The organism is Rhodococcus jostii NBRC 16295, from assembly GCF_001894825.1.
In the GTDB taxonomy this organism is placed as follows: Bacteria; Actinomycetota; Actinomycetes; order Mycobacteriales; family Mycobacteriaceae; genus Rhodococcus_F; species Rhodococcus_F jostii.
The window spans coordinates 103,003-122,239 of the sequence record NZ_BCWY01000006.1; the positions used below are offsets into that span (position 1 = coordinate 103,003).

Genomic DNA, 19,237 nt, shown 5'->3' on the forward strand with positions numbered 1-19,237 from the left:
GGTGACCATGGCCGGAGGAATGTCGTGACCGCACGCTCTGTGGAGCAGCACGCCCAGCATGTCGCCGAGCTCCTCGCGCCGCTCCACGAGCGACCGGCGGAGGAGATTCCGCTCGGCGAGGCACTCGGACGCGTCCTCGCCGCCGACGTCCATTCCCCCGTCGACCTGCCGTTGTTCCGCAATTCGCAGATGGACGGGTACGCGGTCGATGCCGCATCCGTGGCGTCGGTCCCGGCGGTGCTCCCGGTGCGGGGCGTGATCGCCGCGGGCCCGGCCGAGGCCACCACGCACACTCCCGGTACCGCCTACCGGATCATGACCGGGGCGCCGATCCCCGACGGCGCCGACGCCGTGGTCCCGGTGGAGGACACGGAGGCGACGGACGGACAGGTCCGGATCGGACGCTCCCGCACCGCCGGGGAGTTCGTGCGCGAGCGCGGCAGCGACGTCCGGGAGGGCACCCTGCTGCTGCCCGCAGGCAGCATTCTCGCCGCCCGGCACATCGCCGTACTCGCCGCCGTCGGCCTGCAGCGCGTCCCGGTGCGCCCGCGGCCTCGCGTCGCCGTGATCACCACGGGCGCCGAACTCGTGGACGCCGGCACCACACTGCATCCGGGAGAGATCTACGACTCCAACGGAATCGCCCTCGCGTCGAGTGCCCGGGCCAACGGTGCCGAGGTCGTCTCGATCACCCGCAGCGGCGACGATCCCGCCGAGTTCCGAACCCTGCTCGCGGAGGCGACCACCACCGCCGATCTCGTCCTGACGTCCGGTGGAGTGTCGATGGGCGACTTCGAGGTGGTCAAGGAGACCCTCTCGCCGCTCGGCGCAGAGTTCGGTCACGTCGCGATGCAGCCGGGCGGCCCCCAGGGCACCGCCGTCGTGGACGGTACGCCCGTACTCAACTTTCCCGGCAATCCTGTGAGCACCCTCGTGTCGTTCGAGGTGTTCGCCCGTCCCGAGATCCGGCGCGCGGCGGGGCTCTCCCCGACCGAACCCGAGGAACTGCCGCTCGCCGCGGCCGTCACCTCCATCAAGGGCAAGCGGCAATTCCTCCGCGCCCGCCGTACCGATGCCGGAGTCGAACTCGTGTCCGGCCCCGGTTCCCATCTCGTCGCCGCGATGGCATGGGCGGACGTCCTCCTCGACGTTCCCGCCGACGTCACCGCACTCGACGCCGGCCAACTCGTGAAAGTGATCCCCCTATGAGCGACCTGACGCACCTCGACAGCGAGGGCCGCGCCCGCATGGTCGACGTGAGCGCGAAAGCGGACACGACTCGAACCGCGGTGGCCGCCGGGCAACTGGTCACCACCCCCGCGGTGATCGAACTGGTCCGGGCCGACGACCTCCCCAAGGCCGACGTGCTCGCGACGGCCCGGATCGCCGGGATCTCGGGAGCGAAGAAGACGTCCGAGCTGATTCCGCTGTGCCATCAGCTCGCGCTGTCGTCGGTGAAGCTGGAATTCGGATTCACCGACGACGCCATCACGATCGAGGCGACCGCGAAGACGAAGGGCCCGACCGGCGTCGAGATGGAGGCCCTCACCGCCGTGGCGGTGGCCGGATTGACGTTGCACGACATGGTGAAAGCGGTCGACCCCGCCGCGACACTGGACGGTGTCCGGTTGCTCAGCAAGGACGGCGGCAAACGCGGACACTGGACGCGGGAGCAGCAGAGCACCGGAAACCTCACGGTGACACCGCGATCCGCGGCGGTTCTGGTCGCCTCGACCGGCGGCGCGAAGGGCACCCGGGAAGACACGACCGGCCCGGTGATCGCAGCGTGGCTCGAGGAACGCGGCTTCACCACCCGGGGACCGCTGGTCTACGCGGACGCCGACATCGCGGCCGGCCTCGCCGACGCACTGTCCGGCAATCCCGCGCTGATCATCAGCACCGGCGGCACCGGCGTCTCCCCCACGGATGCGACCCCGGAGGCCACCCGTGCGGTGCTCGACCGCGAACTGCCCGGTGTGGCCGACGCCATCCGGAATCGCGGGACGGAGGTGACCCCACACGCCTCGCTGAGCCGCGGACTCGCCGGTGTGGCGAACGGCACAGTGGTCGTGAATCTCCCCGGCTCGCCGGGCGGGGTGAAGGACGGGCTGTCCGTCCTCGACCCCATCGTCGATCATCTTCTCGCTCAGGTCGCAGGCGGAGGTGCGCACGATGCCTGACATCCTCGCCCAGATCTCGGATCAACCCCTCGATCCCGCCGTCGTCGACGCTGCCGTGGCCGGCCCCGAGCACGGCGCCGTCGTCGTGTTCACCGGCGTCGTTCGCAATCATGATGGTGGACAATCGGTTTCGGCCCTCGAGTACCAGTCGCACCCGGACGCCGAGCGCTTCCTCCGTACCGTGTGCGAAGAGGTGGCGGCCTCCACCGGACTCCCCGTGGCAGCCGTCCACCGGGTCGGATCCCTCACCGTCGGCGACCTCGCGGTGGTCGCCGCGGTGGCCGCTCCCCACCGCGCCGCGGCGTTCGCTGCGTGCGCCGAACTGGTGGAACGGATCAAGCATGAGGTACCCATCTGGAAGCGGCAGAAGTTCGCCGACGGAGCCTCCGAATGGGTCGGTCTGTGACTCCTCGGTCGGACCGTTCGGCTGCCACCAGGTAGACTCGCCATCACTAGGTGACCACGACGGTCATCCAGCGTCGTAGAACGCATTCAGTTCGGTTACCCGAATCCTGTTGGATGTGCACTCGCATCCGCTCTTCTTACGGCGAAGAAGCTTGCCGACCGGCAACGCCGCCAACCTGTGCTCGAGCTCCGACGGAGACCTTCCGTATCGGCCCTCCGGGCACGACCCTGTGCCCGAAAGGCCTGACCACTTGTCTGACACACGTACCCCCGACACGACATTCGCCGCGCTCGGTGTCCGCGAACCGCTGGTGAAAGCGCTCGCCGACAAGGGGATCACCTCCCCGTTCCCCATCCAGGTCGACACCCTCCCCGACACGCTGTCGGGTCGCGACGTGCTCGGCCGCGGCAAGACGGGCAGCGGTAAGACGCTCGCCTTCTCCATTCCGATGGTGTCCCGCCTCGCCGGTGAACTGTCCGGCGGCAAGCGCCGCCCGGGCCGCCCGGTGGGTCTGATCCTGGCCCCCACCCGCGAGCTCGCCACCCAGATCACCGCGGCACTCGAGCCCCTCGCCGCCGCCTACGACCTGCGGGTCACCACGATCTTCGGTGGTGTCTCACAGAACCGTCAGGTCAGCGCGCTCAAGGCCGGCGTCGACATCGTCGTCGCGTGCCCCGGACGGCTCGAAGACCTGATGAAGCAGAAGTTCGTGAGCCTCGACGCCGTCGAGATCACCGTGCTCGACGAGGCCGACCACATGGCCGACCTCGGCTTCCTGCCCGTCGTCACACGCATCCTCAGCGCAACCCCCCAGCAGGGGCAGCGGCTGCTGTTCTCCGCCACCCTTGACAACGGTGTGGACAAGCTGGTGAAGCGGTTCCTGAAGAACGAGGTCCTGCACTCGGTCGACGAGGCGAACTCGCCGGTCGCCGCCATGACGCACCATGTGTTCGACGTCGACGGCGTCGAAGCCAAGCGCAAGCTGGTCGAGCGACTGGCGTCCGGCACCGGACGGCGCATCCTGTTCATGCGGACCAAGCATCAGGCCCGCAAGCTGGCCCGTCAGCTCACCGAGGCGGGAATCCCCTCGGTCGATCTGCACGGCAACCTGTCGCAGGCGGCCCGCGACCGCAACCTCGCGTCCTTCTCCGCCGGTGAGGCACGCGTGCTGGTGGCCACCGACGTCGCGGCCCGCGGCGTCCACGTCGACGACGTGCAGTTGGTCGTCCACGTCGATCCGCCCGCCGAGCACAAGGCGTACCTGCACCGTTCCGGTCGCACCGCACGCGCGGGCAGCGCCGGCGACGTCGTGACGGTCGTGCTGCCCGAGCAGCGCAAGGACCTGGCGGTCCTCATGCGCAAGGCCGCGATCAAGGTGACCCCCGTCCGCAGCACCGCGGATTCCGCACACGTGCTCGACCTGATCGGCGACATCGCACCGCACGTCACCCCCGCTCCCAAGGCGGCACCGGCGTCGAACGGCGGCGGACGCAATCAGCGGCCGGGCGGCGCCCAGGGTGGACGCGGCCAGGGCGGTCGCGCACACGGTGAGGGCGGCGGGGCTCGTCGCTCCCGCTCGGGTGGAGCGGGCCGCACCCGTGCAGCCTCGTCCACGGGCGGCGGAACCCGCACCGCGGCCGCAGGCGGCTCACGCCGCCGGCAGGGCTAGAACTTCTCGAGGTGGACGGCGTCGGCCAGTGGCCGGCGCCCCCGCCACCCGAAGCGCTCGAGGTCCGGCACCTGCTGGAACTCGGCCACCTTCCCCACACACAGCCACGCGATCGGGCGCACCGGCTCCGGAATGCCCAGTAGTTCGGTGAGATACGGCTCGTCGTAGAACGACACCCAGCCGACACCCACGTTCTCGGCGGCCGCGGCGAGCCACAGATTCTGGATCGCGAGCACCGCGGAGAACAGGCCGGTGTCGTCGACCGTGTGCCTGCCGAGGATGTGCTCGCCGCCGCGACTCCGGTCATAGGTCACGACCACACCCATGCCGCTCTCGCAGATACCTTCGATCTTGATCGGGTCGAACGTCTTCTTCCGGTCTTTCGGCAGCGACTCCGCGAACCGCTGACGGGCACCCGCCACGTGCTCGGCGAACGTATTCAACGTGCCGGTGTCGCGCACGACGACGAAATCCCACGGTTGTGTGTTGCCCACGCTGGGGGCGCAGTGCGCAGCGCCCAGAATTCGATCGAGGACGCCCGGCGCGATCGGCTCCCCGGTGAACTCGGCCCGTACGTCCCGGCGACGACGGATCGCGTCGTACACGGACAAGACGGGTTCGGGGCGGGGTTCGGGACTACACGCAGACTCGGTCACGCCGTCACGGTATAGCGATGCACACCCAGCATCGCGCCGGGGTCCGCATCTTCTCCGTCGGCCACGACGCAGTCCGCGAGCCGGTTCCGCACGTGCTCGGCCTCGATGTCGGCCCCGATGAGCACCAGCTGCGTCGCCCGTTCCTCACCGGGTTCCCAGCGCGTCGATGTGAATCTGATGTGCGGTCCGACCGTCTGCACCTCGAACTTCCGCGACTGCCCGGGCACCGCGAAATGCACGAATCCCTTGATCCGGTAGATCCCGACCGGTCGTTTCTCGAGGAACTCGACGAGCCGCCGCGGATCGATCGGCGTCTCCGAGGCGAAATCGACTGCCTCGTAGGACGAGTGCAGATGGTCGTGACCGTCGCAGTGGTCGTGTTGATCCAGCAGGAGCTGATCGAGGGTGAGCTGCTCCCCTGCCGCCGGTTCACGTCCGGGCTCCCGGTCGAACAGCAGGGTGGGCTCGATCCGGCCGTGTGCGGTAGTCAGGACCGGCGCGCGGTCGTTGTAGTCGCGGACCATCGCGTGCACGGCGGCGCGTCGGCCTTCGTCGATCCGGTCGGTCTTGTTGAGGATCACCAGGTCTGCGAGCGTGACCTGCTTGCCGAGGTCCGGGTGCTGGGCCGACATGTCCTCGAACTGCTCACCGTCGACCATCACGACGAGACCGCCGTAGACGACGTGTGGGTTCGCGCTGCCGAGTACGAGCCGAATCATGTTGCGCGGCTCGGCAAGCCCGCTCGCCTCGACGATGATCACATCGATCTGCGACGTGGGGCCCGCCAGGCGGTCCAGCATCTCGTCCATGTCGCTGACGTCGACGGCGCAGCACATGCAGCCGTTGCTCAGCGACACCATGGAATCGACCTGCCCGGCCACCATCATCGAATCGATGTTCACGGCACCGAAGTCGTTCACGATGACGCCGACGCGGACCCCGCGGTTGTTGCGGAGCACGTGGTTGAGGAGTGTGGTCTTCCCCGAACCGAGGAATCCGGCGACGATGACGACGGGAATCCGCTTCTTCGCCAACGCTGCGACCTCCGTGGACCCTCGACGATCTACCGGGCGCCCATCCTAGCGCCCCGCCCCCGCGGAGAGGATCGCCGCGTCGACGTCGGCCGCGGGAGTCATCGGCAACGTGTGATGGGTGGCTCCGGGAATCGTCGTCACCGTGGCAAACGGGAGCAGCCGCCGGGCGTTCTCCGCCACCCGGCCCGCATCGTGCGCCCGGCTGCCTCCCGCGAGCACCACGGTGGTGCCGACCGTCAGTCCTTCCAATGCACGGGCGTTCGGGCGTGGCGGCACGACCAGCGAGGTGCGGCCGAACGCGGCCGCCCCGAGCGCGGTGACACGAAGCCACCGGGGGTCGACGCCGGCGCCCGCGGTCTCCCAGCCGATCAGGCGCCGTTGCCGCTTCTCCGTGGGCCGGATCAGCAGCGGCACTGCGTGGAGCACGTATCGCCGACTCATGCCCGCGAAGCAGGACGTCGGGTCGAGCAACACGAGACGGTCGACGCGACGGGAATCGTGCAGCGCGTACGCGAGCGCGATCATGGCGCCGTACGAATGCCCGACCACCCCCGCCGATGTCGCCCCGAGATGGTCGAGCACCGCGTCCAGCCACGCGACCAGATCCGCGGCCGTGCGTAGCGGCGCGCCGTCGTTCACGCTGCGCCCCACGTCGCCCATGACGTCCACCGCGAACACCCGGTGACCACGGGCGAGCGCCGCGACGTTGGCGACCCACACGGTCGACGTGGCCCCGCCCCCGGGAAGCAGGAGAATCGGCGTACCCGTCTCAGGTCCGCACACGTTGACCCGGGTAGGCCCGAACGGCGTCGGGACGTTCACGGGGGTGACGTTCACCGGCCAGTCGTCCAGCAGCGAGTCGTAGGCGCGGAAGAAGTCGTCGACTGCCGCCATCACGTCCTCCTCGGGTTATCTCGATAGTCGAGATACTAGACAATCGAGAGAAGAGTCGCAGTAGATTGCAGAGCGTGAATCCGGACGAAGACGCACAGACCGTGCACAGGCTGCGCGGGCTCGCAGTCGAGCTGAACCTGCTCGGCGCCGAGTTCGCGCAACTGCACGGACTGCACACCACCGATCTCCGCGCCCTGATCTGCATCCTCGACGCCGACCGCGCGGACCTCCCCGCCACCCCCGGATGGCTCGGAAGTCAGCTCGGCATCAACTCGGCCTCCGTCACCGCACTCCTGGACCGCATGGAGAGTGCCGGGCTGATCCGGCGCGACCGCGACGCCGACGACCGCCGCCGGTCGTTGCTCGCCGTGACCCCCCGTGCCGTCGACCTCGGCCAGTCCTTCTTCGGACCGCTCATCAACCGGACGGCAGCCGTCCTGGAAGGCTTCGACGCCACCGAAAGAGACACCATCTCGCGGTTTCTCGACGGCGTGAACCGTGCGGTCGCCGGCGAGCGACAGACCCGCAGTCAGCCGACGGACGCGTCGGCGCCGAGGTCGCGGACCCGACGCGCGGGTGAGCCGGCGTAGAGCCCGTTCGGCTCACAGTCGCGAGTGACCACCGTGCCCGCGCCGATGACGCACCCTTCCCCCACCGTCACTCCGGGAAGGATGATCGCGCCGGCGCCGATCCAGCAGCCGTCGCCGATCACGATCGGGCGATCGACCACCCGCCCGCCCCGACCCGAGGACGGACCGATGTCGTGAGTGCTCGTGATGAACTGCGCACGATGCCCGACAGCAACCTGCCTGCCGAGCGTGATGGGCGCGGTCCCGTCGAACAGCACCCCGCGGTTCACGAACGTTCCCACACCCATCGAGATGTCCTTGCCGCCGAAGTGGCAACCCGAGTAGATGCCCGCTCCCCACACCTTCGCGCCCGCCGCCATCAGCAGGAGCACGCGCAGCCAGACGGGGACGAACGCGGAGGCCTGAACGATGGTGACGAAGCGCACCCCGTCACCCTATCCCCGGGGAGCAGCTCCACGGACCGAAGATTGCTCGTCGTTAACTGTCTAACCGCCCGAAAATCCGGGGTCCGGCGTACTATGTGGCCGACGAAGAATACAGAGGGGGACTGTGAGAGAACTGGATAGCGACGGATTCGCTGCACTGGTGGAGTCCATCCCGCATGCGATCAGCGTTCACGACCGGGAACGAAACGTCATATTCAGCAACTCCGCATGCGCCGCCCTGATCGGCTACGGCACCGAGGAATTCGCCGACCTCGAGCACGAGCAATTGTTCCACCCCGACGACGGCGAACTGTGGGGCGCCATGCTCGCCCGGGTCCTCGGAACGGAAAACCCCAGCGCGACAGCGCATCTCCGGATCCGACACCGCGCCGGGCACTGGATCTGGGTGCGCGTCGCAGCATCCACGTTCACCGCGGACACCGAGAGACTGGTCGCGCTCGTCCTCCAGGACGAATCCGACACGATCTGGGGCAATCCGACGGCCGCGAGGCAGCCCATCCGATAGCGGTCCGATCACCGCCCCTCGCCGGGGGCCGGGCAGCTGCACGGCGGAGTCCGGATCGTGGCGCCGCATCGCCGGCAGAAATGGGTGCGGTGCCCACCGTTGTTCGACGTCGGGCACCCGCACACCTCCCACCCCACCAGGCACGTGTTGGCGGCCAGCAGGTGGCCGTTCGGACAGCGTCCCGGCGCGGTTTCCGTTCTGGCAGCCACACGTCGAATCTACCCCACTATCGAACACATGTTCCCATCACGCCGGTGTCTGCCGGACGGTCACATGTAGTTGCCGGGCGAACCGTCCTCCTGCCCGTCCTCCCGCTCCACCAGGAACCAGCTGCCGGGGGCGTAGATCAACTCCCGGGCGGCACGGACGATGACGAGGGCCCCGGACTCGTGGATGCTGTAGCTGTCGTCGTCGCCGAAGTCGGTGACGGCGAACTCCGCCAATTGGTCGAATGATCGATGCGTCACAGTGAATGTCATGACGCCAGTCTCCCACCGGCACAACGGGGATGAATGAGGAAAGCCTCCCATCCGCAGGTTTGCGGATGGGAGGCTTCTCTCGAAAGTGGAGCTAAGGGGACTCGAACCCCTGACCCCCACACTGCCAGTGTGGTGCGCTACCAGCTGCGCCATAGCCCCGTATTCGGTTGTTCTCCGCACTCGGAATCACTTCCTCCGTGCTCGAAGAAAGTTACACCATTGCCGACCGGGCCAACAAATCGCCTGGTCAGAGGCGCTTCGCGCCCGTGCGCCTTTCTGGTTGTTCCAGCTACCACAAAGGCGCACGGGCGGCGGAGCCGCCTACAGCTGGGACACCCAGTTCTCGTTGGAGAGCGCGTCGATCACGGTGCCGTCCTTCACCACCGCGGGCGTGCCCGTCGCACCGCTTGCTGCGAGGGCCTGACGTCCCGCCTCGGCGTGTGCCCGGGCCTGCTCCACCTTCGCACCGGTGGTGATGCACTGGGCGGCCGCGTCGGAGGCTCCGGCGTCGCTGGCGATCCGCGCGAGTTCCTCGTTGGTGTGGTCGGAGCTGCCGTTCTCCTTCGGCTGATTCGCCGGCGAGAACAGGGCCGCATGGAACGCCGAGTACGCCACGGCGTCACCGGTTTCGGCGACGCATTCGGACGCAGCGACTGCCCGGGTGGAGTAGTCACCGCTCGCCGAGAGCCGGTCGAGGAAGTTCAGGACGTGATAGCGGACGGCCACCTTGCCGTCGTCGACGGCCTGGGCGAGTTCCTGCCCGTTCTTGTTCTCGAGCTCGGCACAGTACGGGCACATCGGGTCTTCGAACAGATCGATCGTGGTGGCCGCGTCGGGACGACCGAGAAGCACCACGCCGTCGTCCTGCAATGCCACCTGGACCTCGGAGTTCTGGACGCCACCGTAACCGTCGTTCCGCGGCTTGCTGCGGTTGCTCTGCCAGATCACACCCCCGATGACCAGCACGGCGATCACCAGCACGGCGAGCCCACCGAGAATGTAAGTGGACCGGCTGGATTCCGGCTGCGGGTTGTACTTGTTCTTCGCGCTCACGTGGATGCAGTCCTTCGACGTCGGATCGATTTACCGAATGCTTACTCTGCCACCGTCTGCTGAGGGGTCACTGAGAGAGTGGTGCGGGAGCCGAGCCCCAGCGCGAACGGCGACCGCGGGAACACGATCAACCACGCTGCCAGCGCGAGGAAGGCCACATCCCGGAGGATTTCCTTGGTGTAGTCCCAGCCGTTCACGTCGGCCGCACCGCCGCCGCCGAAGCATCCGCAGTCGATGGACAGCCCGCGGGCCCACACCGAGACGATCACGCCGATGAGCACGAGCAGGAGTACGGCCGACACGGAGGCCGTGACGCGGACGGCGAGCCCGATCAGCAGGAGCAGGCCCAGGGCGATCTCGAAGAACGGCAACGTGTTGGCAACCGGTCGTACGAGGTCCTCGGGCAGCAGTTGGTAGGCACGGACGGCGATGATCGTCTGGGCGGGGTCGGCGACTTTGAGTGCGCCGGAGACCAGCCAGACGGCGGCGAGAGACAGCCGGGCGAGGAGGGAGACGATCTTGATCCACACCCGAACGAGCGTACCGAAGTCGCCGGTCAGACCGCCTCGACCGACACCTTGGGTGCCGCCTTGTTCGGCACCAGCAGCCACCCCACAGCAGCGAGGAGCATGACCCCTCCGGTCACGCCGAAGGCGACCGCGTACGACAGGTGCTGAGCGAGCAGACCCGCTCCGACCGGGCCGAGCACTCCGCCGACATCCGCGACCATCTGGAAGGTGGCCAGCACGGGACCACCGCGGGACTTCGCGCCGACGACGTCGGCGACCGCAGCCTGCTGTGCCGGACTCATCACACCGGAACCGATACCTGCGATGCCCGACAGCACCAGGAAAACCAGGAGGTTCTCACTGAGGCCCATCCCGACGGTGCTGGCGCCACACACGAGGAGGCCGAGCAGGACGAACAGCTTGCGGCCGTACACGTCCGACAACCGTCCCGACACGATGAGGACGAGTGCGTTCCCGACGGCGAACACGGTGAGGGCGATACCGGCGAGGGCGGCGTCGCGGTGCAGCGCCTCGACGACGAACAGCGGGACCATCGCCACCCGCACGCCGAAGATCACACCGCCGAACGCGAAGTTGGATCCCAGCGCGGCCCGATAGATCGGCTGTCCGAGGGCTTCACGCAGCGTCATGGTGGCACCGGCAACGGTGGCGTCGGGCGCGGTGAGGTGGGAACCGCGCAGGCTCACGAAGACGACGGCCGCGGCGATGACGAGGGCGATCGCGTAGATGACGAACGGAACCCGGAGGCCGAAGCCGACGAGCAACCCGCCGACGAGTGGCCCGGAGATCGAGCCCATCAGGAAGCTCGTCGCATACAGCCCGGACACGCGGCCACGACTGTCGACCGGCGCGATGCGGATGACGAGGCCCATCGCCGACACCGTGAACATCGTCGAGCCGATGCCCCCGAGTGCGCGGAAGATCAGCAGCTGCCAGTAGTCGCCCGCGACCGCGCAGGCTGCGGTCGACGCGGCGACGATCAGCAGACCGGTGATGTAGACCGGCCGCTCCCCCAGCTTCTGCACGAGCCGTCCGCTGACCGGGGCGAAGACCAGGCGCATGAATGCGAACGACGAGATCACGACGGTGGCCGCGGTGACGCTCACGTCGAAGCTGCGGGCGAACTGCGGGAGGGCGGGTGCGACGATCCCGAACCCGAGTGCGATGACGAAGCTGGCCGAGACCAGCACCCAGATTTCGGAAGGGATCCGCGGGCCACGCCCGGCGGGCAGCCCGGCTGCGCGAGTGTTCATAGTTGAATCCGATGGTAGGTGCCCCGGCTTCGGCGACGGCACCTACCCCGCCCGAACACCTACTTCAGGACGTCGGCGACCAGTTCCTTGGCTGCCGCCTGCACCTCCGCGAGATGGTCCGGGCCCTTGAAGGATTCGGCGTAGATCTTGTAGACGTCCTCGGTCCCCGAGGGCCGCGCCGCGAACCACGCCGAATCCGTGGTGACCTTCAGCCCGCCGAGCGGCGCTCCGTTGCCGGGCGCACTCGTCAGCGTCGCGGTGATCGGCTCCCCCGCCAGTTCGGTGGCGGACACCTGTTCGGGCGACAGCTTCGCGAGCACAGCCTTCTGCTCCCGGCTGGCCGGGGCATCGATGCGCGCGTAGGCCGGACTGCCGAACTTCTCGGCGAGTTCCCGGTACCGGACCGACGGTGTCTTGCCGGTCACGGCCGTCATCTCCGAGGCGAGCAGGGCCAGGATGATCCCGTCCTTGTCGGTGGTCCACACCCCGCCGTCGTGACGCAGGAACGAGGCCCCCGCACTCTCCTCACCGCCGAATCCGAGCGAGCCCTCGAGAAGTCCGGGGACGAACCACTTGAATCCCACCGGGACCTCGAGCAGGTCACGGCCCAGGCTGTCGACGACGCGGTCGATCATCGACGAACTGACGAGCGTCTTGCCCACCTTCACCGTCGATCCCCACCCCGTCCGGTGGGAGAACAGGTAGTCGATGGCCACTGCGAGGTAGTGGTTGGGATTCAGCAGTCCCCCATCGGGAGTGACGATCCCGTGCCGATCGGCGTCGGCGTCGTTTCCGGTGGAGATGTCGAACCGGTCGCGGGCTCCGATCAGCGAGGCCATGGCATCCGGTGACGAGCAGTCCATGCGGATCTTGCCGTCGGTGTCGAGGGTCATGAACCGCCAGGTCGGATCGACGAGCGGATTGACGACCTCGAGATCGAGCCGGTGGGTGTCGGCGATGGCGCCCCAGTAGTCGACGCTCGCGCCGCCCAGCGGATCGGCGCCGATCCGCACACCGGCGCTCCGGATGGCGTCGAGATCGAGAACGCTCGGCAGGTCGTCGATGTAGAAGCGGAGAAAGTCGTATCGCTCGGCCCGCTGGATCGCCCGGTCCGCGGAGATTCTCCGCACACCCGAGAGGTCCCGGCGGAGTAACTCGTTCGCGCGGTCGGCGATGATCGTCGTCGCCTCGGAGCCGGCGGGGCCCCCGTGCGGCGGGTTGTACTTGAAGCCGCCGTCGCGGGGCGGGTTGTGCGAGGGAGTCACGACGATGCCGTCGGCCTGAGACTCCGGGCCGCTGCGGTTATAGCGGAGAATCGCGTGACTGACCGCGGGGGTCGGGGTGTACCGGTTCCGCGAATCGATCAGCACCGTCACGTCGTTCGCGGCCAGGACCTCCAGGGCCGACGTCCACGCCGGCTCCGACAGGGCGTGGGTGTCGCGTCCGAGGAACAGCGGTCCGTCGATGCCCTGCGACGCCCGGTATTCGACGATGGCCTGGGTGGTGGCCAGGATGTGCGCCTCGTTGAATGCCGTATCGAGGCTCGACCCTCGGTGTCCGGAAGTCCCGAACACCACTTGCTGCAACGGATCCTCGGGGTCGGGCACACCGCTGTAGTACGCGGTCACCAGGTGCGGGATGTCGACGAGATCTTCCGGCAGTGCCACCTGACCCGCCCTGTCGTGCGCCACGAGACCTCCTGAAACTCGTCGGGATCGAACTCGACTACCCACCCATCCTGCACCCTCGCGCAGGACTCTGCCCTCAAGTCGTCAATCGGAATCCGAGCCAGGCGGCGGCCAGTCCGAATGCCACACTCGCGACCACGTACACGAGGGAGGTGAGCGCGAGCCGGATCCGCGCGAGGCCCACCGATTCCACCGCGAACGTCGAATAGGTGGTCAGTCCGCCGCAGAATCCCGTGCCGAGGAGGGCGAAGGTCTGCGCCGACATCGACGCCCCGGACAGCAGTCCGAGGATCAGGCAGCCGGCGACGTTCACGACGAAGGTGGCCACTGGAAAGCTGCGGTACGAGTCGACGTACCGGCCTGTGAGGTAACGCGTCGTGGCACCGAGCGCACCACCGAGCGCCACGAGCAGAACGGTCATGCGACGGCCTTCCGCGTACGCCGGTGCCGGTACAGGTGGCCGACGAGCATGCCCAGCCGCGCCGCGAGCAGCGCGGGTATCAGGGTCGCCACGACGTAGAGCGCCGCGGTGGCCGCGTTCTCCCGCACGGCGTCCACTGCGAAGGTCGAGAAGGTGGTGAATCCGCCGAGCACACCGACTCCGAGGAACAGCCGCCACAACCGGTCCGGCCCGAGGACCTCGGCCAGGCAGCCGAGCAGAAGTGAACCGACCACGTTGATCACGAGGACGGTCCAGATGCCCGGCCACAGCTCGGACAGGAGGAATCTCGCGGACGCACCGAGGGCACCGCCCAGCGCGACCACGGCCACGGGCTTCGTCAGGGACACGGCTCACATCGTGTCACGGCGACGCCGCGGGTCGTTCGAACTCCACCAGGCACAAAAAATCCGGGCCGGACACCTGGTGGTGTCCGACCCGGACCTTGGTGGAGCTGCCGGGAATTGAACCCGGGTCCTCCGCAGCAAAGCTAGGGCTTCTCCGTGTGCAGTTTGCTATGCCTCTACTTGGATCTCCCAGTCTCGCAAACAAGCCAGGATGACGATCCCAGTCGCTGTTGGTTGTCCCATTCGACTCCGCGACCGAGTCGAACGGTAAAGCCCTCTAGCTGATGCCAGTACCCGGACCGAGGGCGAACCCGGACTGACAGACACGCAGTCGCTACTTAGGCAGCGAGTGCGTAGTCGCGCTGATTGGAATCGGCGCTTATATGTTTGCAGCGACGCTCACGGTGGTCTCTTGCCTGCACCGACACGCTTCCCCTACCTCAACGTACGCAGTCGAAACCGTTCAGCCCCGTACGTGCCCCACGAGTCTCGCGGGGCCACCTAGTGTAACGCGAACATCGTCCGGAATCATCCCGATATTGCCTACCGGTGCCCTTGGGCGTGTTTCAGCTGGCCACGGCGATCATCGCGACGGCGGCGAGGGCGAGGAGCATGCCCGCCTGCTGCATCTTGCTCACCCGTTCCCCGAGCATCACCATCGCCAGCAGCACCGTGGCGGCGGGGTAGAGCGACCCGATGACACTCACGAGTGACAGCAGCCCGCCCTGGAATGCGTACATCATGGCGGCGTTGGCCAGGACGTCGAGGAAACTCACGTACACGGCGAGCTTGAGGGGTTCGCCGTGCGGCAGCACGAAATGGCCGGCGGACAACGCGACGAGCCACACCACCGCGGTCGCCGCGGCACGCGACACGGCGAGCGCCCACATCCCGCCGTCGTCACCGATCTGGTGCAACGAGACGAACGAGAGCGCGAACGCGATGCCGGATCCGACGGTGAGCAGCGCCACGGTCCGGGTGAAGCGCAACACCCTGCCCCCGGCGACCTCGCCCGCGGTCTCGTCGGGAGATTCCCGGCTGACGAGGACGACGGCCACGAGCGCCACCACGATGCCGATGAACGCGATCGGCCCGGGCCGCTCACCGAACACGAGCCCGATCAGTACCGGAATACCGGCAACCAGCACGGCCGTCAGCGGCGACACCACCGACATCGGCCCCGACGCCAGCGCGAGATAGAACCACCAGACCGCCACGCCCCCGGCCACTCCGGCCAGGGCTCCCCAGACGACGGAGGTGGTGGTGAGGGTGCCGCCGGCGAACGGAGCGATCACGAGCACGATCAGCAGCGACAGCGGATACGACACGATGACGACCCGGAGGGCCGCCACCCGGCGGGACGCGACTCCCCCGACGAAATCGCTCACGCCGTAACCGATCGCGGCCACGAGCGCGAGCAGGATGGAGGTCAGCGCATGCCCTTGACTCGGCGTCCGAGTTCGCGGGTCACCTCGCGCTCGGCGGTTCGCCTGGCCAGATCCTGGCGCTTGTCGTAATCCTGCTTACCCTTCGCGAGCGCGAGCTCCACCTTGACCTTGCCGTCGGAGAAGTACATCGACAGCGGAACCAGGGTCTGGTTGCCCTCGCGGGTCTTGCCGACGAGGTGCTCGATCTCCCGCTTGTGCAGCAGCAACTTCCGGGTGCGGCGCGGCGCGTGATTGGTCCACGTTCCCTGGGTGTACTCGGGGATGTGCAGTCCGCGCAGCCACACCTCGCCGTCGTCGACGGTGGCGAACGCGTCGACCAGCGACGCCTTGCCCTCGCGGAGGCTCTTCACCTCGGTGCCGAGGAGGGCGATGCCCGCCTCGTAGACGTCGAGGATGCTGTAGTTGTGACGCGCCTTGCGGTTGGTCGCAATGACCTTGCGGCCCTTTTCCTTCACGTTCCGGGCCTTTCAGTCCGCGATGTCCGAGGTGAACAGTTCGTATCCTCCAGCATAGGAGAAGGAGCAAGGCGAATTATTCGCGGACGTACAAGCGCAGGGTCACGTAGGCGGTGACCGCCGCCATTCCGACGCCCACCAGCACCAGTACCGGTGAGACGAACAGCACGTCACTATTGGAGATCCGGGCGACGATGTTGGCTTCGTAGACGTCCGACAGCACGTCGTCGATGAACATGTTCTTCGCGGTGAACAGCCCGACGATGGCCAGCACGGCACCCACCAGGGCGGCGACCACCGCCTCGAGCAGGAACGGCAACTGCGTGTACCAGCGGGTGGCGCCGACCAACCTCATGATGCCGACCTCGGTGCGCCGGGTGAAGGCCGCGATCTGAACCATGTTCGCGATCAGCAGAATTGCGGCCACGGCCTGCACGATCGCGATCGCGAACGCGGCGTTGCGCACACCGTTGAGCACACTGAAGAGACGCTCCACCAGCTCGCGCTGGTTGAGGACGCTCTCGACACCCGGGCGGGTGCCGAAATTCTCGTTGATCACCCCGAAACGCTCGGGATCGCTCAGCTTCACCTTGAACGACGCCGGGAAGCTGTCGGGGCTGACGAGCGCGGCGAGTTCCGGCTGGTCCTTGAACACCCGCTCCGTCGCGTCCTTCACGGCGTCGTCCCGGTTCAGGTACTCCACAGACACCACCGACGGCGTCTCCTCCAGTTCCTTGCGCAGCACACTGCAGATCTCCCCCTCGCAGCCCGGATCGGACGTGGAGATGTCGTCGGTGAGGAAGATCTGCACCTCGACGCGGTCCAGGAAGATCTGCTGCGTCTTGCCGGCCATCTGCACCACCAGCAGCCCGCTGCCGAACAGGCCCAGGGAGATCGCGGTGGTGAGGATCATCGCGATGGTCATGGTGACGTTGCGACGGAGGCCGGTCAGGACCTCACTGAAAATGAAACTGGCACGCATCGGGGAATCAGAGTCCTTCGTAGACGACTGGGGGACAGTGGCTGGGGGACAGTACTGAAGCTGGAGTGCAGGGAGGGCGCTAACGCCCCACGCCGTACACACCCCGAGCCTCGTCGCGCACCACTCTGCCGAGGTCCAGTTCCACCACGCGGCGGCGCATCGAGTCGACGATGTGGTGGTCGTGGGTCGCCATCACCACCGTCGTCCCGGTGCGGTTGATCCGTTCGAGCAGCAGCATGATGTCCTGGCTCGTCTCCGGGTCGAGGTTGCCGGTGGGCTCGTCGCACAGCAACACGAGCGGCCGGTTCACGAACGCCCGCGCGATGGCGACACGCTGCTGTTCACCGCCCGACAGTTCGGTGGGGAGTCGATCGGCCTTGCCGGACAAACCGACCATCTCGAGCACCTCCGGGACGGTCCGGGAGATCATCGCGCGCGGCTTCCCGATCACCTCGAGCGCGAACGCGACGTTCTCGGACACGGTCTTCTTCTGGAGGAGCCGGAAGTCCTGGAAGACGACGCCCATGCTCTGCCGCAGCTTCGGCACACGCCGGGCGGAGAGCTTGTTGACGTGGAAATCCGCGATGTGAATGTCACCCGACGTCGGCGACTCCTCCTTGAGGAGCAGGCGCATGAAGGTCGACTTTCCCGAGCCCGACGGGCCGATGAGGAAGACGAACTCGCCTTTGTCCACCTCGACGCTCACCTTGTCCAAGGCGGGCCTCGTGGAGGTCTTGTACGACTTCGACACATTCTCGACGCTGATCACGAGGAGCCAGTCTAGACGTTATCGAACAGTGACCAAATGGAGCGACGCGCGGCGTCATCCCCCACTCTGCGGTGTCACCGACGTCGTCGGGACGGAAGACGTGGTCGGCGGTGTGCCCGTCGCCGCAGGCGGGAACGGGTTGGGAATCCCGAACGGCAGCGTCGGAGTCGTCGTCACCTGACTGGTCCCGGTGGGCGCCGTCTGCTGCGGCGTCGGTTCGGGTGTCGACTCGGTCGTCGTGAGCGTTTCCGACGTCGGCTCCGTGGTGTACTCGGTCGTCGACGGCGCGAACGTGGTCTCCGGGGCGGGTGCCTCCCTGGTGGGAACGACCGCCGGCGCGACGGGCCCCTGGACCACCTCTTCGGCGGGGTTGAGGTACGTGTACAGCGTGTACAGCACCACCCACAGGATGCACAGCGCCAACGTCGACGTCCGCACCCGGCCGCCCAATATCTTGGCGGGAAGGACGGACGAGTGCAGGATCCGGTCGAGCCCCCGCCGGGGTTCGTCGGTCATCCCTCGCCCTCCGCTACCTGAACCGTCTGGAGGTCCGGCTCGACGGTGATCCCCTGTCGCCTCATCGCGGTGGCGATGCGCACGCGCAGGGCGCGGCCGACCTGGAACTGCTTACCCGGCAGAGTCCGCGCCACGACGCGAACGCTGACCTCGTCGACAGTCAGACTCTCCACTCCCATCACAGTCGGCTCGTCGAGCAGTAGTTTCTTCAGTCCGCGATCCGCGAAGGCCTCGACACCGACCTGGTGGAGCACCTCGTTGACCCGGTTGATGTCGGACGAGGCGGGTACGGGCACGTCGATCACGGCCCGCGCCCAGTCCTTGGACAGGTTGACGGCCTTGACGATCTGGCCGTTGGGAACGGTGATGACCTCACCGTCCGAATTCCGCATCCGTGTGACGCGGAGCGTGACGTCCTCGATCACGCCCTCGGCGTCCTCCGACGACCCCGTGACCGCCAACTGCACCGTGTCGCCGAACCCGTACTGCCGTTCGGTGATGATGAAGAATCCGGCCAGGATGTCCTGGACGACGCGCTGCGCGCCGAAGCCGAGCGCCGCACCCAGCACGGTCGCCGGTGCGACGAGGCTGCCGATCGGCAGATTCAGCTGGTCGAGCACCTTCATCGTCGCGATGACGTAGATGATCGTGATGATCACCCAGGTGATGACCTGTGCCACCGAGTGCCGGTGCTTGGTGGCCTCGGATCGGACGAGGGCGTCGCCCTGCTTGTAGTTGTTGTCGATCCGGTCGGTGATCTTGCTGCCGCCCCAGTTGACGAGTCTCGCCATCAGGACGGCCCCGAGGACGGTGAGCGAGACCGCCAGCCCCGACGACGAGAGCCAGTCGAGTAGGTTCCGGGTCGGGGCGAACATCGCTGCCGTCGTCTCCACGGGAA

General features: G+C 67.6%; 23 protein-coding genes, 1 tRNA gene and 1 other RNA gene. 6 read left to right on the forward strand and 19 right to left on the reverse strand.

What is annotated here, in order from left to right:
• Positions 1–24: 24 nt before the first annotated feature.
• The 4 genes from RJ1_RS06870 to RJ1_RS06885 all read left to right on the forward strand — a co-directional run bounded on the left by RJ1_RS06870 (position 25) and on the right by RJ1_RS06885 (position 4,255).
• On the forward strand, positions 25–1,209 hold the full coding sequence (locus RJ1_RS06870) for a molybdopterin molybdotransferase MoeA (RefSeq protein ID WP_073359216.1): 1,185 nt from the start codon (positions 25–27) through the stop codon (positions 1,207–1,209).
• Positions 1,206–2,180: a bifunctional molybdenum cofactor biosynthesis protein MoaC/MoaB gene (gene moaCB / locus RJ1_RS06875; RefSeq protein ID WP_073359217.1), complete on the forward strand. Its 975-nt coding sequence runs from the start codon at positions 1,206–1,208 to the stop codon at positions 2,178–2,180. The genes RJ1_RS06870 and moaCB overlap by 4 nt, the downstream gene beginning before the upstream one ends.
• Positions 2,173–2,586 carry a molybdenum cofactor biosynthesis protein MoaE gene (locus RJ1_RS06880; protein WP_073359310.1) on the forward strand — a complete coding sequence of 138 codons (414 nt, stop codon included), beginning with the start codon at positions 2,173–2,175 and terminating at the stop codon, positions 2,584–2,586. Before moaCB ends, RJ1_RS06880 begins: the two co-directional genes overlap by 8 nt.
• A 250-nt stretch (positions 2,587–2,836) precedes the next feature.
• Complete coding sequence (locus RJ1_RS06885) at positions 2,837–4,255, forward strand: DEAD/DEAH box helicase (protein ID WP_174694944.1); 1,419 nt, start codon at positions 2,837–2,839, stop codon at positions 4,253–4,255.
• Here the strand turns inward: RJ1_RS06885 and bluB are convergent.
• Genes bluB through RJ1_RS06900 form a run of 3 tightly spaced genes read right to left on the reverse strand, consistent with a single transcriptional unit; the run spans position 4,252 to position 6,839 of the window.
• Positions 4,252–4,911: a 5,6-dimethylbenzimidazole synthase gene (gene bluB / locus RJ1_RS06890; RefSeq protein ID WP_073359218.1), complete on the reverse strand. Its 660-nt coding sequence runs from the start codon at positions 4,909–4,911 to the stop codon at positions 4,252–4,254. The genes RJ1_RS06885 and bluB overlap by 4 nt on opposite strands.
• Positions 4,908–5,945 (reverse strand): CobW family GTP-binding protein, encoded by a 1,038-nt coding sequence (locus RJ1_RS06895; protein ID WP_073359219.1) that lies wholly within the window; start codon positions 5,943–5,945, stop codon positions 4,908–4,910. The genes bluB and RJ1_RS06895 overlap by 4 nt, the downstream gene beginning before the upstream one ends.
• A 45-nt stretch (positions 5,946–5,990) precedes the next feature.
• Positions 5,991–6,839, reverse strand: coding sequence for an alpha/beta fold hydrolase (locus RJ1_RS06900; protein ID WP_073359220.1), 849 nt, complete (start codon positions 6,837–6,839; stop codon positions 5,991–5,993).
• A 65-nt stretch (positions 6,840–6,904) separates the two neighbouring features.
• Here RJ1_RS06900 and RJ1_RS06905 point away from each other — a divergent pair, with 65 nt between their 5' ends.
• Positions 6,905–7,429: a MarR family winged helix-turn-helix transcriptional regulator gene (locus RJ1_RS06905; protein WP_073359221.1), complete on the forward strand. Its 525-nt coding sequence runs from the start codon at positions 6,905–6,907 to the stop codon at positions 7,427–7,429.
• Here the strand turns inward: RJ1_RS06905 and RJ1_RS06910 are convergent.
• Positions 7,369–7,854, reverse strand: coding sequence for an acyltransferase (locus RJ1_RS06910; protein WP_073359222.1), 486 nt, complete (start codon positions 7,852–7,854; stop codon positions 7,369–7,371). The two genes, RJ1_RS06905 and RJ1_RS06910, sit on opposite strands and share 61 nt — an antisense overlap.
• Before the next feature lie 124 nt (positions 7,855–7,978).
• Here RJ1_RS06910 and RJ1_RS06915 point away from each other — a divergent pair, with 124 nt between their 5' ends.
• The gene (locus tag RJ1_RS06915) at positions 7,979–8,380 is read left to right on the forward strand and encodes a PAS domain S-box protein (RefSeq protein WP_073359223.1); all 402 of its coding nucleotides are present in this window, start codon (positions 7,979–7,981) and stop codon (positions 8,378–8,380) included.
• A gap of 269 nt (positions 8,381–8,649) precedes the next feature.
• Here RJ1_RS06915 and RJ1_RS45755 read toward each other — a convergent pair whose 3' ends face one another.
• From RJ1_RS45755 to RJ1_RS06985, 15 genes are all read right to left on the reverse strand, one after another.
• Entirely contained in the window at positions 8,650–8,859 is a 210-nt protein-coding gene (locus tag RJ1_RS45755) for a hypothetical protein (protein ID WP_011598322.1), read from the reverse strand.
• 86 nt (positions 8,860–8,945) lie between these two features.
• Positions 8,946–9,018, reverse strand: a tRNA-Ala gene (locus RJ1_RS06920).
• 162 nt (positions 9,019–9,180) lie between these two features.
• The gene (locus RJ1_RS06925; RefSeq protein WP_073359224.1) at positions 9,181–9,912 is read right to left on the reverse strand and encodes a DsbA family protein; all 732 of its coding nucleotides are present in this window, start codon (positions 9,910–9,912) and stop codon (positions 9,181–9,183) included.
• A gap of 41 nt (positions 9,913–9,953) precedes the next feature.
• Positions 9,954–10,442: a MauE/DoxX family redox-associated membrane protein gene (locus tag RJ1_RS06930; protein WP_073359312.1), complete on the reverse strand. Its 489-nt coding sequence runs from the start codon at positions 10,440–10,442 to the stop codon at positions 9,954–9,956.
• 26 nt (positions 10,443–10,468) lie between these two features.
• Positions 10,469–11,695: an MFS transporter gene (locus tag RJ1_RS06935; RefSeq protein WP_073359225.1), complete on the reverse strand. Its 1,227-nt coding sequence runs from the start codon at positions 11,693–11,695 to the stop codon at positions 10,469–10,471.
• A gap of 59 nt (positions 11,696–11,754) precedes the next feature.
• The gene (gene pgm / locus RJ1_RS06940; protein WP_073359226.1) at positions 11,755–13,386 is read right to left on the reverse strand and encodes a phosphoglucomutase (alpha-D-glucose-1,6-bisphosphate-dependent); all 1,632 of its coding nucleotides are present in this window, start codon (positions 13,384–13,386) and stop codon (positions 11,755–11,757) included.
• Positions 13,387–13,459: 73 nt separating this feature from the next.
• Positions 13,460–13,804, reverse strand: a complete 345-nt coding sequence (gene crcB / locus RJ1_RS06945; protein ID WP_073359227.1) for a fluoride efflux transporter CrcB — start codon at positions 13,802–13,804, stop codon at positions 13,460–13,462.
• Positions 13,801–14,172, reverse strand: coding sequence for a fluoride efflux transporter FluC (locus RJ1_RS06950; protein ID WP_073359228.1), 372 nt, complete (start codon positions 14,170–14,172; stop codon positions 13,801–13,803). The genes crcB and RJ1_RS06950 overlap by 4 nt, the downstream gene beginning before the upstream one ends.
• 96 nt (positions 14,173–14,268) lie before the next feature.
• Positions 14,269–14,640: a transfer-messenger RNA gene (ssrA, locus tag RJ1_RS06955) on the reverse strand.
• A 95-nt stretch (positions 14,641–14,735) separates the two neighbouring features.
• The gene (locus tag RJ1_RS06960; protein ID WP_501193849.1) at positions 14,736–15,602 is read right to left on the reverse strand and encodes a DMT family transporter; all 867 of its coding nucleotides are present in this window, start codon (positions 15,600–15,602) and stop codon (positions 14,736–14,738) included.
• Positions 15,599–16,072, reverse strand: a complete 474-nt coding sequence (gene smpB / locus RJ1_RS06965; RefSeq protein WP_073359230.1) for an SsrA-binding protein SmpB — start codon at positions 16,070–16,072, stop codon at positions 15,599–15,601. Before smpB ends, RJ1_RS06960 begins: the two co-directional genes overlap by 4 nt.
• A gap of 76 nt (positions 16,073–16,148) precedes the next feature.
• Entirely contained in the window at positions 16,149–17,054 is a 906-nt protein-coding gene (ftsX, locus tag RJ1_RS06970; RefSeq protein ID WP_073359231.1) for a permease-like cell division protein FtsX, read from the reverse strand.
• A 79-nt stretch (positions 17,055–17,133) separates the two neighbouring features.
• Positions 17,134–17,823, reverse strand: a complete 690-nt coding sequence (ftsE, locus tag RJ1_RS06975) for a cell division ATP-binding protein FtsE (protein WP_005240222.1) — start codon at positions 17,821–17,823, stop codon at positions 17,134–17,136.
• Positions 17,824–17,877: 54 nt separating this feature from the next.
• On the reverse strand, positions 17,878–18,339 hold the full coding sequence (locus RJ1_RS06980; RefSeq protein WP_073359232.1) for an Rv3103c transmembrane domain-containing protein: 462 nt from the start codon (positions 18,337–18,339) through the stop codon (positions 17,878–17,880).
• Entirely contained in the window at positions 18,336–19,232 is an 897-nt protein-coding gene (locus RJ1_RS06985; RefSeq protein ID WP_073359313.1) for a mechanosensitive ion channel family protein, read from the reverse strand. Before RJ1_RS06985 ends, RJ1_RS06980 begins: the two co-directional genes overlap by 4 nt.
• Positions 19,233–19,237: the final 5 nt, after the last annotated feature.